The sequence below is a fragment of the Myxococcus sp. NMCA1 genome (genome assembly GCF_026810205.1).
In the GTDB taxonomy this organism is placed as follows: Bacteria; Myxococcota; Myxococcia; order Myxococcales; family Myxococcaceae; genus Myxococcus; species Myxococcus xanthus_A.
In genome coordinates this window covers 2,716,558-2,729,123 of record NZ_CP113950.1, presented here as the reverse complement: position 1 = coordinate 2,729,123, position 12,566 = coordinate 2,716,558, and the positions used below count along the sequence as shown (strand labels likewise).

The window sequence follows — 12,566 nt, the reverse complement described above, 5'->3', positions numbered from 1 at the left end:
GGCAGGCACGGCGAGCCACGCGTCGTTCGAGTTGCATCCACCCGCGCTGTCCGGGACATTGCCTGCGGAGTAGGGATGATGCTCGGCTACCAGACGAATCCACAGTGGCGAGACATGTCTGACTTCGTGGTTCACTTCACGAAGCCGGGACCGCCCTATCTTGACGCCTACCAGAACATGATGAGCATCCTCGGCGCCCGGACGCTCATCCCCGGCGCCGAGGGCTTCGGCCTCGCCCGCCGGGAGCCCGCCGTCGCCGAGCGCCACCGCTCCGTGTGCTTCAGCGAGATTCCCCTGGACCAGCTCGCCCGGCTCGTCCAGCGCCGCAGCCTGTATGGCATTGGCTTCAGCAAGAGCTACATCCTCTCCCAGGGCGGCGGCCCCGTCTGGTACGTCCAGTACGCCTCCCCCGCGCACCTCGCCCTGAAGCATCAGGTGGAGCGCGCGCTCGCGGCGACTTCGCCCCAGCAAGAGCCCATCTGGTCCATGACGCCCTTCGTGGACATCCAGGGCGACCACCACAACGCGCCCTACAGCTACCGCTTCGACTGGGAGCGCGAGTGGCGCGTGCCGGGCCTGCTCCGCTTCACCGAGTACGACGTCGCCGCCCTCTTCCTCCCCGAGGAGCTCCACGACACCGCCCGCGAATTCTTCGCCTGGGCCGTGCGCGAGAAGGCGGGGCCCGGCTACTTCTGCCCCTGCCTGGACCCGCTGTGGAAGTCGGACCAGATCGCCGAGGCGCTCGCGAAGCACGCCTCTGATTCCGTGCGCCTCAAGGCTGGATAGCGCCCTGCTAGACAAGGGCGCTTGACCCTGCACCTTGGTGCAGACCGTAACGTTCCGCGCATGAACCGGAACGAACCCACTCGCATCATCCAGGCCAGCGCCCTCTACGACCTCGTCGTCACCGCCCCGTTCGCCACCCCGTGGACAGCGGGCTGGCTCCTGGAAAAGCTGCACCACCTCCATGTCGCCCTTGGCCTGCCCGGCGCCTCTCCGCCGGAGTTCGGCCCCATGCACCTCTTCTTCGTGAGCCTGATGGGCACCATCGTCACCGTGTGGTCCCTGCTGCGCCTGTGGAAGCCGGAGCCCGCCCTGGGCGCCGCGGACACCCTGGGCCGCGCCGGCTTCTCGCTGTGGATGGGCGTGGCGTTCGCATCGGGTCAGACGGGCATCCTCGCGGTCATGCTCGCGCTGGAACTGACGTGGTTCTTCGTCCAGGGGGGTGCCATCCTCCAGTGGTGGAGGAACCACCATGCCCACGCGCCCCGCTCCCAGACGGCCTGACGCCGCCCCCCTCCGCATCAGCGAGCTGGCCCGGGCCGCGGGCGTGGGCATTCCCACGCTCCGGTTCTACGAGCGGCGCAAGCTGCTGCCCCCACCCCGCCGGACGCAGAGCGGCTACCGCGAGTACACCCCCGGGGACGTGACGCGCGTGCGCTTCATCCGGCGCTCGCAGGAGCTGGGATTCACGCTGCGGGAGGTCGCCGCCTTCCTCGCGATGTCGGACGGGCGCATCCCCTCGCCCTCCGAGGTGGAGACCTTCGCAGCGGCGAAGCTCCAGGCCATCGACGCGCGCGTGAAGGACCTCCAGCGGATGAAGCGCGCCATCCAGAAGCTGCTGGCGCAGGGAGGTTGCCCACCCGACACCGCATGCCCCGTCATTGCCTCACTGGGCGCCCTCCCTCCGGCGGCGTCCACGAGCCGACAACGGCCGACACCGAGGGGGGTGCCAGGCACGTCACGGAATGGTTAATCCTGCGAACCGTGACGTGGCGTTGTTCGAGGGGGAGGGACCAGGTGGGAGGGGAACGCTTTCCAAGGATGTTTCTGGCCGGAGTCGCGGGGCTGCTGGTGGCATGCGGTGGCAACACCGGAAGCCGTGGCGTTCCGGCCCCCTCCAGCGAGGCCCCTGACAACGGGACGCGTCCCGACGCGGGCCTGCCTCCCGATGGCACGGACGGAGGGACGACACCCGATTCGGGAACCGGCCCAGGCACTCCGGACGGCGGCGAGCCCGATGGCGGCCCACCGCCGCAGTCCAACCTCTGCGCCCCCACCGCGGGCGAGCCACGCTGGGTGCTCGAGGGCGAGCCCGTCTCCGCCACCGTGACGTGCACCACCGGCCACGCAGCGCCGGACACGCGCTTCGTCGTGGACAACCTGCCGCCCGGCGCCCGGTTCGATGTGGCCACGGGCACCTTGAGCTGGACGCCCGGCAAGGACCAGGCCGCCGTGTGGCACCTCACGCTCCGGGAAGAGCGCACCGGCGAGACGGGCACGCTCAAGGTCGGCGTGGCGGAGAACGAGTCCGCGCCCGGCAACGTCCCCATCGTCGACCCGGCGGCCTACACGGAGGAGTTCGGCCTGCCGGTGTTCCACCTCTCCTACGAGGGCGGCTTGACGGCGGGCGGCTACCGGCCGGTGCAACTCGTCTACCGGAGCCAGCGCTTCGACCTGGAGGCGAAGTACCGGGGCGCCACCTCCAGCGTGTTCCCCAAGCGCAGCCTCACGCTGAAGTTCCCGGACGAGGACCTCTTCACCGAGCCTGTCTTCGGAAACGGCTTCGAGGACCGCAAGCGCGTGGTGCTCATCACCACGTTCAATGACAACTCCTATATGCGCTCGCGGCTCGCCTTCGACGTGTGGAGCCGGATGAGCCCGGGCCACATCCACCTGCGCACATACAGCGCGGTGCTCTACGCCAACAACAAATACGTCGGCCTCTACACGGTGGCGGACCACGTCAACAAGCGCCTGATGGCCGCGCACGGCATCGACAAGGACGCGGACGCCTTCAAGGCCGTGGACAACCGCGCCAACTTCTCGCGGCTGCGCAAGGACGGCACGCCCAAGAGCAGCCTCCACGAAGGCTTCGAGAAGGCGGAGGGCGCTCCCGAGGAAGGCGAGCCTGGCGCCTTCGCGCCCCTGGAAGCGCTCACCGCCTTCATCGCGGACTCGGACGCGGACGCCTTCCGCGCCGGCTTCCCGCAGCGGATGAATGCGCGGGACTACGAGGACTGGTGGATCTTCAACACGCTCATCCTGGGCGTGGACTCGCAGGCGAAGAATGCCTACCACGCCTACGACCCGGCCACCGGCGGCCCCTGGCGCTTCATCCCCTGGGACTTGGACGCGAGCTTCGGGCAGTCCTACGACACCACCCGGACCTCACCCACGGCGCGCCCCACGTTCCGCGAGGACAACCTGCTCTTCCAGCGCATGCTGGCCGACCCCACCATCGCCGGGCCCATGCGCGAGCGCTACCGGGCGCTGCTGCGCGACACGCTGAACGTGGAGGTCATGCGGGCCCTCATCGACGGCTACGTCCAGGAGACGGCGCCTTCCGCGCGGCGAGACTGGGCGAAGTGGGGTGAGAAGCACCGCAACTTCGGCGACCCGAATGACCCGTGGGGCGGCCACGGCAACTTCCCCCACTGGCACACGCGCCAGGACTTCAACTCCTACGAGGAGGAAGTCGAGTACGTGCGCCAGTGGATTCGGACCCGCTGGGGCGCGCTGGAGAGCCAGCTGCCCTGAATGGGTGGGTGTCCCCTCCATCAAGGAGGGGACACTCGGACGGCGATTTAGAACGCCGCGGAGCCCGGCACGCGCGGGTAGGGAATCGCGTCCCGGATGTTCTGCAGACCGCACATGTAGACGATGAGCCGCTCGAAGCCGAGCCCGAAGCCCGCGTGCGGCACGGTGCCGTAGCGCCGCAGGTCGCGGTACCACTGGTATCCCTCCGGCTTCAGGCCGAACTTCTGGATGCGCTGGTCCAGCACGTCCAGGCGCTCCTCGCGCTGGCTGCCTCCGATGATTTCGCCAATGCCGGGGGCGAGCACGTCCATGGCGGCGACCGTCTTCCCGTCGTCGTTGGCGCGCATGTAGAAGGACTTGATGGCCTCCGGGTAGTTCATCACCACCACCGGCCGCCCCACGTGCTCCTCGGTGAGGTAGCGCTCGTGCTCCGTCTGGAGGTCCTTGCCCCACTCGGGCGCGTACTCGAACTTCTTCTTGGCCTTCTTCAGGATTTCGACGGCCTCGGTGTAGTCGATACGCTCGAAGCTGGAGTTGATGAACTTCTCCATGCGCTCGGTGACGCCCTTCTGAACCCGCTCCTCGAAGAACTTCAGGTCCGGCGCACAGTCGGCGAGCACGGCCTTGAAGACATACTTGAGGAAGCGCTCGGCCAGGTTCGCGTCGTCGTTGAGGTCCGCGAAGGCAATCTCCGGTTCGATCATCCAGAACTCGGCCAGGTGCCGCGTGGTGTTGGAGTTCTCCGCCCGGAACGTGGGGCCGAACGTGTACACCTTGGACATGGCCAGGGCGTAGGCCTCCACGTTGAGCTGGCCGGAGACCGTCAAGTACGCCTCCTTGCCGAAGAAGTCCTTGTGCCAGTCAATCTTTCCGTCCGGCGTGCGCGGCGGATTCACCGCGTCCAGCGTGGAGACGCGGAACATCTGCCCGGCGCCCTCCGCGTCGCTCGCGGTGATGATGGGCGTGTTCACCCAGAAGAAGCCCTCCTCGTCGAAGAAGCGGTGGACGGCCATGGCCGCGCGGTGACGCACGCGCGTAATCGCGCTGAACGTGTTCGTGCGCACGCGCAGGTGGGCCACGTCGCGGAGGAACTCCAGCGTGTGCTGCTTGGGCTGGATGGGGTACGTGTCCGGGTCATCCACGAAGCCCAGCACCTGGACTTCATCCGCCTGGACTTCGTAGGCCTGCCCCTTGCCCTGGGACTTCACCAGCGTGCCTCGGCTGATGACCGAGCAGCCCGCGGTGAGGTGCAGGATTTCCTTCTCGTAGTTGGGCAGCGAATTCGGAGCGACGACCTGGATGGGGTCGAACGTCGACCCGTCGCTGACGTTGACGAAGCTGATGCCCGCCTTGGAGTCGCGGCGCGTGCGCACCCAGCCGCGGACCTCCACCTTCGTCCCCTCCTCCACCCCTCCCGCGAGGGCCTTCTTCACACTGACGACCTGCATTGACGCTCTCCCTTGAGCCGTTTCGGGGACTGCGAGTTAGCCGGGCCCCGGCCCCGAGGACAAGGGCGCTGTTCCCCAAGCGTCGCCACCCAGGCCGCCCAGAGGCGCTTCTGGGGGCTCCAAGCACCCCGCCAGGCCGCCTGAAACCCGGCCAACCGTGTCAGACCCCCCAGGTATCTTTCTCCCATGGTCGCCCGAAAAGGGGGCCAGCGATTCCACGAAACCCTCACGTCCCTCGCGGGCCTCACGGCCTGCCCTGGCCGTGCCCTACCTGGAGAGTCACATGGCTACTCGCAAGACGTCCAAGCGCAACGTCGTCGCCCGCAACCGCTCCACCGAGGCCACCAAGGCCGCCTTCGAGGAGCTCGCTCGCAAGGCGCGCAACAAGCCCATCGTCTCCACCAAGGAGCAGGACGCGCAGGAGGCCCACGCGAAGAACGTCCTCGCGGACGTGTCCAACCTCACCGCCGAATCCGCCGTGAAGAAAGTCACCGAGGCGGGCCTCACCATCAACAAGACGCTGGCCGGCATCAACGAGCAGGTCATCTCGCTGGTGGAGGAGCTGAAGCAGCTCGACGAGGCCATCCAGCTCAAGACGGAGGAGCTGAACGGGCTGCACGGCAAGGACGTGGCCGCCAGCGCCATCGACGTGCTCGTGGCCGAGTACGACAAGAAGAAGGCCGAGCTCGAGGCGGAGATGGAGCGGCTCCAGAAGGACATCGAGGACACCCGCGCGAAGGCCGCCGCGGACCAGTCCGCCGAGCGGCAGGCCACCGAGGTGGCTCGCAAGCGCACCGAGGAGGAGTACACCTATGACACCCAGCTCCAGCGCAAGAAGGAGCAGGACGCCTTCGCCGAATCGCTGCGCCAGCAGGCCGCCACCGAGCGCGACCGCAAGGAGAAGCTGGAGAAGGACTGGGCCACCCGCGAGGACGCCCTGAAGCTGCGTGAGAAGGAGCTGGAGGACCTGCGCAAGCAGGTGGCGGACTTCCCGCTGGTGCTCAAGAAGGAGACGGACACCGCCGCGGCCATCACTGGCAACCGGGTGAAGTCCGAGTGGGAGCTGAAGCTCACGCTCGCCACCAAGGACGCAGAGACGGCGCAGCGCGTCGCCGCCATGGAGATTTCCTCGCTCAAGGAGACCGCCACCAAGCAGGCCCAGGCGCTCCAGATGCTCCAGACCGAGCTGGCCGAGGCCAAGCGCCAGGTCCAGGCCATCGCCGAGAAGGCGCTCGAGTCCGCGTCCGGCGCCCGCGCGCTGGCCGAGGTCCAGGGCGTCATCGCCAGCCGCGACTACAGCAAGGGCAAGTAGGCCGGCGCGGTGGGCTCCCTGGCGCCGCGCCCTGTCGTGGCGCCGCCGGGGAGTCTCGAATTACGGCTTATTGCCTACATCCCCGATGATGACAGGCTTTGAGCGCTGTTAGACTCCAAGCATGGACAAGACGCCCGGCGGGACTCCGTTTCCCACGCAGCTACTCTATGAGCGAATCGGCGGCTATTGGCTCACCCAGGTCATCGGCGCGGCGGCCCGTCTGGGAATCGCGGACCTGCTCTCCAAGGGCCCGCGGAGCAGTGACGCGCTGGCGGACGAGCTCGGCATCAGCGCGGACGGCCTGTACCGGCTGCTGCGAGGCGGCATCCCCGCGGGCATCTTCCAGGAGGTCGGTGAGCGGACCTTTGCCCTGACGCCCATGGGCGAAGGGCTCCGCTCGGACATCCCCGGCTCGCTGCGGGACGTGGCCATCGCGCAGAGTGACCGCGCCCACTGGCTGCCGTGGGGGCAGCTCATCGAGGCCGTTCGCACCGGGAAGTCCACCGTGCGCGCCGCCCTGGGGACCGACATCTGGGAGCACTTCGCGCGTCACCCGGAAGAAGCGGAGCATTTCGCCCGGGCCATGGGCAACCTGTCGGCCCTGGTGGCCCACGAGCTGACGCAACAGGTCGACTTCTCCCCCTTCGCCCATGTGGCGGACATTGGCGGCAGCCAGGGAGCGCTGCTGGCGCAGGTGCTGCGCGCCAACCCCTCCTGCCGGGGCATTCTTTTCGACCTGCCGCACGTGCTCGAAGGCGCGAAGGCCCCGCTGGAGGCCCAGGGCCTCCAGGGACGGGTGGAGCTGGTGGGCGGCAGCTTCTTCGAGCCGGGCCTCCCCTCCGCCGAGGCCTACCTGCTCAAGCACATCCTCCACGACTGGGACGAGGAGTCCGCCACCGCCATCCTGCGGAACCTCCATGCCGCGGCGCCCGCGGGAGCCCGGCTCTTCGTGCTGGAGCTGGTGATGCCCGACAACCAGACGCCCTCCCCCGTGCCCCTGCTGGACCTCAACATGATGGTGCTGGTGGACGGACGGGAGCGCACGGCCAACGAATTCCAGGCGCTGCTGGCCCGGACCTCCTGGGAGCTGGTGGGCATCCGCCCCACCCAGGCCGGCACGTGCATCATCGAAGCCGTGAAGCGCTGAGCTACGGCGCCACCTGCTCGCGGAGGAGGAAGAGCTCCGCGAGCAGGTTGTCCACGGGAGCGAAGTCATCCGTGAGCAGCAACGCGGGGCCCGCGGCCAGATAGGCGTCAATCTCCGTGCGAGGCACCCGGCCCGTGCGCGGCTGTTCGATGCCCAGGCCGCGAAGCAGCTCCGGCAGGCGCTCCAGCTCCATGGGCCGTGCCGAGCCCGCGACGATGTAGACGCCCTGCCCCTTGGAGCCACTGCGTGCATCGTGGAGCAGCTCCACGTGGGGGAAGACGTCCTGCATCGTCCGGAGGGCCGAGCGCAGGAAGGAGCCCCGGGGAATCTCGTCGATGACGGTCAGCAGGTAGAGGCCGTCCGGCTTGAGCAGCGAGTGCACCAGCATGTCGTACTCGCGCGTCATCAGGTGGTAGGGCACCGACAAGTCGTTCACCGCGTCCTGGACAATCAAGTCGTACGCGCCGCGCTCCGCCATCTCCTGGAGGAACTGCCGCCCGTCCAGGCTGAACGAGGTGATGCGCGTGTCCGGCTTCACGCCGAAGCGCTCCAGCGCGATGCGCGTCACGGCCGGGTCTATCTCCACCACCTCCATCCGGACCTGCGGGACGTAGGTCTCCACCCAGCGCGGCACCACGTAGCCGCCGCCGCCAATCACCAGCACCCGGGGCTCCGCGGTGCGCGCGGCCACGTGGCGCACCACCTCCGAGTGGATGTACCCGTGCGGGTAGCCCAGGTACGACGGGTCCTCCAGGTCCACCATGGTGTGCGTCAGGTGGTCCAGTTGCATGGCCAGCAACCGCCGGCCGTCATGCTCCACCTGGTTGACCTTGATGCAGAAGTAGTCCGTCTCCTCCGTGCACGGAGACGCGAACAGGCCCAGCGCGCCGAACGTCCCCGCCAGCGCGAGCGTGCCCGCGGTGGCGCCGACGAAGCGGGGCCGCCGCCACACCTGCCCCACGAAGGCCGCCAGCGCCACCAGGCCCAGACTGGCCCCCATCACCAGCGGGTAGACGCCCACCTTCGCGATGAGCCACCAGCCGGTGAGGAACGAGCCCAGCAGCGCGCCCGCGGTGCTCCACGCGTACAGCCGGCCCACGGTGCGCCCCGCCCGCTCCACGTCCGCCAGCGCCAGCCGGAGCACCTGCGGGGAGAGCGTGCCCAGGGCCGTCACCGGCAGCAGGAACACCGCCGCCGTGTACGCGACGATGCGCGCCTGCAGGCCCAGGCCGTCGAAGTGGCCCTTCAGCACCAGCCACTGGTGGATGGGAGGAATCAGCAGGCAGCTGGCCGCCGCCAGCAGCATGGAGCCGGCGAGCACCTCCTGCCGGGGCCACCGGTCCGCCAGGTGGCCGCCCACGAAGTTGCCCAGCGCCATGCCCGTCAGCACCACGCCGATGATGCCGGTCCAGCTCAGCAGGGAGACGCCCACGGTGGGCGCCAGGATGCGGCTGGCCGCCAGTTCGATGGCGAGCGTGCAGAAGCTCGCGCTGGCCACCAGGAAGCACGCCAGCACGGGCCGGGCGCGAAGGTCCACGCCCGTCGAGGACGGCGCGGCGTCCGCTGCCGCCACGGCGCCGGCGGGCGCGGGGGCCACCGGTTCGACGGGGGGCGCGGACACGGAGGCCTTGGGCAGCGCCAGCAGCGCGCACAGCAGCAGCGCGCCCGACACGGTGAGGACGATGGTGGGCACGGGGAACCACGCCACCAGCACGAAGCCCGTGAGGAAGTTGCCGGCGAGGCTCCCTAGCGTGCCCAGCGCGTACAGCAGGCCCACGATGCGCCCCGCGCGCCCCAGGTCCGGCAGCAGCAGCCGGAGCGCCAGCGGCGTCACCATGGCCAGCACGAAGCTGACGGGGAAGAAGCCCAGGAAGGTGAGCAGGAAGGTGCGCGGCAGCACGGGGATGGGGCGCAGCGCGGCGCCATCCCCCAGCACGGCCACCCACCCCAGCGGCAGGAGCGCGAGCACCGCCCCCAGCGCGGTGAGGCCCGCCAGCCACCGGAACGACGCGCCCCGCTCCGACAGCCGGCCTCCGGCGTAGCTGCCCAGGCTGATGCCCGCGAGCACCACGCCGATGATGCTCGTCCACGTGTGGAGCGAGGCCCCGATGAAGGGCGCCAGCAACCTGGCGGCGGCCAGCTCCAGCACCAGGGTGGCGCAGCTCGTCACCAACACGAGGAGGGCAGCGCGAAGCACATCCAGACGAGACGCGGGGAGAAGAGCCATGCGGTGGCGGCGACTGTACCATCCCCGTCCGGTGCGCCCATCCGTGCTGGCGGGAACCACCCGAGGTGCGGGAAATCGCGCCCGGCGCATACGATGGCGCCATGTCCGCACGCCCCGACCTCCAGCGCCTCCCCTACCAGGGCCTCTGGCTCGACAGCTTCACCCTCACGGGCGTCGCCGGCGGCGCGCTCGTTGTCGGCGGGCAGGAATGGCATGCCCAAGGGGGCGGCAGCACCCCCATGACGGTGACGAGCGCGATGCGGTGGGACGCGGCTACCGATGCCTGGGAGGTGCTTGCCCCCATGCCCCAACCGCGCCAGGGCCATGCCGCGGTGGCGCTGCCCGACGGGCGGGTGCTCATCATCGGCGGGAGGAACACCACCGAGTTGGAGCTGGCGAGCACGCTGGTATGGGAGCCCGACACGCGCCGCTTCCGGGACGGTCCGCCCCTGCTCGCGGCGAGAGCCAGGCCCGTCGCGGTGGCCCTGCCGGATGGCGCGGTGCTCGTCCTGGGCTCCGACTTCGATGAGGACATGGAACGGGGAACGCGGGCGGAGCTGCTCCGTCCCGGCGCGGACGCGTGGGAGCTCGCGGGCCAGACGGTGCGCCTGTTCCACCCCGGTCCGGTGTGCGTGAGCGGCGAGCGCGTCATCATCGCGGGCGGAAGGGACAACGGCTTCGGCTTCGCCGTGGTCGACGGCGTCCACTTCGCCCCGCCGCTCGACCAGTGCACGGAGGTCTGGCAGCGCGACACGCGCGAATGGAAGACGAGCCACCCCCTCACCGAATCCCGAGACGGCCACCAGGGCGTGACGCTGTCGGACGGGCGCATCCTCGTCATGGGCGGATGGAGGAAGGGCGAGCTGCTCGGCTCCGCGGAGGTGTGGGACCCGGCGAGCGAACAGTGGACGCCCACCGGCGCGCTGGCCCACCCCCGCTCCAGCTTCAAGCTGGCCGCGCTGCCGGATGGGCGGGCGGCGGCCTTCGGCGGGCTCGGGCAGAACGATGCCGCGGCGTCCGCCGCCGTCGACCTCTGGGCGCCCCAGACGGGTGCATGGACTCCCGGGCCGCGCCTGGCGGCGCCCCTCTCGGACCACCACGTCGCCGCCCTGGAGGACGGCGCCTTCCTGCTGGTGGGCCTCATCCGCACCGGCCCCGAAGGAATGCCGCAGACCACGTCGATACACTGGAGGCCCTGACCGCATGGATACCGAAGCGTTCGCCCGAATCCCGGGCGTCAATCCGAACGTCCCCAACGCCGCCCGCATCTACGACTACACGCTGGGGGGCACGCATCACTTCGAAGCCGACCGGCAGGCGGCGGAGTACATGTTCTCGCTGGTGCCCTCCACCCGGAAGTGGGTGCGCATGCTGCGCGCCTGCCTGCGCACCGCCGCGCAGCGCCTGGCGGCCGACGGCTTCCACCACTGGGTGGACTTCGCGTCGGGGCTGCCCACCGGCGACCACGTCCACGCCGTGCTGCCAGACGCCCGCGTGCTCTACAGCGACGTCAATCCGCTCACCATCACCACCGCCCACCATCTGCTGGGGGACACGCCTCGCGTCCGCTACATGGAATGCGACATCCGCCAGGCGGGCGCCTTCCTGCGGCGGCCGGACGTGCATGCCTTCCTGGGGGGAGAGCGCCGCGTCGCTTTCGGCGCCAATGGCATCACCGTGTTCCTGTCCGCCGAGGAGAACCGCCAGTTCTTCCGCGACCTGTACGACTGGGCAGCCCCGGGCTCGAAGCTGTTCACCACCTTCGAGACGAAGTCACCGGACCTCAGCACCCCGAAGTGGGAGCAATTCGTCGGCATGTTCCGGCAGATGGGCGAGTCCTTCCAGCTCTACTCCCTGCCCGAGTACCTGGACCTGTGTGGCCCCTGGGCCCGGGATGCCACCGGCGTGCTGCCCGTGCGCGAGTTCCTCGGGCTGCCCCCGGAGCACATCACCGACGAAGACCGTGAGGGCGTAGGCATCGAGTTCTACGCCGTCGTCCTGGAGAAGCGCTGACCGTCCCCACCGGGTGGAGCGAGCGTGCTGGCAGGCGCTCGCGCCCATCCCCGCCGGGGCAGCGCCACGACACGCCTCCCTGCCGTCTGCCTCCCCAGCGGCGCGTGACTACCGTCTTTGCAGGCAACACGCGCACACGGAGAGGAGACGGAGCATGTTTCAATCGAGAAGGCGTCGGGTCTTTGCGGGCGTGATGATGGGAGCGGCCCTGTCGGTGGCAAGCGTTGGCTGCAGCTCGACGCGCTCAGCGAAGGTGGACGAGTCGTGGCTGGCCCGGGTACCGGAGGACCAGCTGGGCGACGTCCGCGAGGCCCAGACACAGCTGCGCATGGCCCAGGAGGAGGTGACCCGCTCCGACGTGGCCCTCAATGATGCGCGCCGGGAGCTGGAGGTGGCCAAGCGCAACGAGGACGCGGCCAAAGCCCGCCGGGAAGCGCATAACGAAGCGCTGAAGGCCGCCAAAGCCACCGGACAGAGCAGCAACATCACCCAGGCACAGGCCGAGCTGAAAAGCGCGGACTCCAGCATGAGCGCGGCCCAGGCCCAGGTGAGGTACCGCGAGCACGCCATCAAGACGCTGGAGGCCCAGAAGGAGCTGCGTGAGAACGAGCTGGCGGTGGCTGACGCGAAGCTCAGCCAGGCCGAATACAAGGCCCTGAAGGCGAACCAGGACGTGCGCGCCCAGAACCTGTCCGAGGCCGACTTCTCCTCCGCTACGGCGGACGCCCAGCGCAAGGTGGAGGAGTCCCAGCGCAAGCTCCAGTCGCAGCAGCAGCAGGAGCGGCAGGCTCGCGCCACCTGGGAGCGGATGCGCAATCAGGTGCAGGGCTACGGCGGCAGCGGCACCGAGCAGCGCAACCCGTAAGTCACCGCGACCAC

11 protein-coding genes are annotated in these 12,566 nt (G+C 69.5%); 9 read left to right on the top strand and 2 right to left on the bottom strand.

Annotated features, from left to right (window positions below; genetic code table 11):
- Positions 1–75 precede the first annotated feature (75 nt).
- From OZ403_RS11800 to OZ403_RS11785, 4 genes are all read left to right on the top strand, one after another.
- The gene (locus OZ403_RS11800) at positions 76–786 is read left to right on the top strand and encodes an abortive infection system antitoxin AbiGi family protein (protein WP_268784245.1); all 711 of its coding nucleotides are present in this window, start codon (positions 76–78) and stop codon (positions 784–786) included.
- Positions 787–846: 60 nt separating this feature from the next.
- Positions 847–1,287, top strand: a complete 441-nt coding sequence (locus OZ403_RS11795) for a hypothetical protein (RefSeq protein WP_140789557.1) — start codon at positions 847–849, stop codon at positions 1,285–1,287.
- Complete coding sequence (locus OZ403_RS11790) at positions 1,256–1,756, top strand: heavy metal-responsive transcriptional regulator (RefSeq protein ID WP_237078228.1); 501 nt, start codon at positions 1,256–1,258, stop codon at positions 1,754–1,756. Before OZ403_RS11795 ends, OZ403_RS11790 begins: the two co-directional genes overlap by 32 nt.
- 68 nt (positions 1,757–1,824) lie before the next feature.
- Positions 1,825–3,540 (top strand): CotH kinase family protein, encoded by a 1,716-nt coding sequence (locus OZ403_RS11785; protein WP_237081839.1) that lies wholly within the window; start codon positions 1,825–1,827, stop codon positions 3,538–3,540.
- 47 nt (positions 3,541–3,587) lie between these two features.
- Here the strand turns inward: OZ403_RS11785 and asnS are convergent, their stop codons facing one another.
- Positions 3,588–4,988 (bottom strand): asparagine--tRNA ligase, encoded by a 1,401-nt coding sequence (gene asnS / locus OZ403_RS11780; RefSeq protein ID WP_140853750.1) that lies wholly within the window; start codon positions 4,986–4,988, stop codon positions 3,588–3,590.
- Between the two features lie 283 nt (positions 4,989–5,271).
- Between asnS and OZ403_RS11775 the strand changes: the two genes are divergently transcribed.
- Positions 5,272–6,300 (top strand): kinetoplast-associated protein, encoded by a 1,029-nt coding sequence (locus OZ403_RS11775; RefSeq protein ID WP_268784244.1) that lies wholly within the window; start codon positions 5,272–5,274, stop codon positions 6,298–6,300.
- Positions 6,301–6,421: 121 nt separating this feature from the next.
- A complete protein-coding gene (locus OZ403_RS11770; protein ID WP_140797851.1) occupies positions 6,422–7,447 on the top strand; it encodes a methyltransferase in 1,026 nt (341 codons plus the stop codon).
- Between the two features lies 1 nt (position 7,448).
- Here the strand turns inward: OZ403_RS11770 and OZ403_RS11765 are convergent, their stop codons facing one another.
- Positions 7,449–9,674, bottom strand: coding sequence for a fused MFS/spermidine synthase (locus tag OZ403_RS11765; RefSeq protein ID WP_268784243.1), 2,226 nt, complete (start codon positions 9,672–9,674; stop codon positions 7,449–7,451).
- Between the two features lie 101 nt (positions 9,675–9,775).
- On the opposite strand from OZ403_RS11765, the gene OZ403_RS11760 reads away from it, so the two are divergent.
- The 3 genes from OZ403_RS11760 to OZ403_RS11750 all read left to right on the top strand — a co-directional run bounded on the left by OZ403_RS11760 (position 9,776) and on the right by OZ403_RS11750 (position 12,552).
- On the top strand, positions 9,776–10,873 hold the full coding sequence (locus OZ403_RS11760) for a Kelch repeat-containing protein (protein ID WP_268784242.1): 1,098 nt from the start codon (positions 9,776–9,778) through the stop codon (positions 10,871–10,873).
- 4 nt (positions 10,874–10,877) lie between these two features.
- Complete coding sequence (locus OZ403_RS11755; RefSeq protein WP_268784241.1) at positions 10,878–11,687, top strand: SAM-dependent methyltransferase; 810 nt, start codon at positions 10,878–10,880, stop codon at positions 11,685–11,687.
- Between the two features lie 214 nt (positions 11,688–11,901).
- Entirely contained in the window at positions 11,902–12,552 is a 651-nt protein-coding gene (locus OZ403_RS11750; protein WP_237078226.1) for a hypothetical protein, read from the top strand.
- Positions 12,553–12,566: the final 14 nt, after the last annotated feature.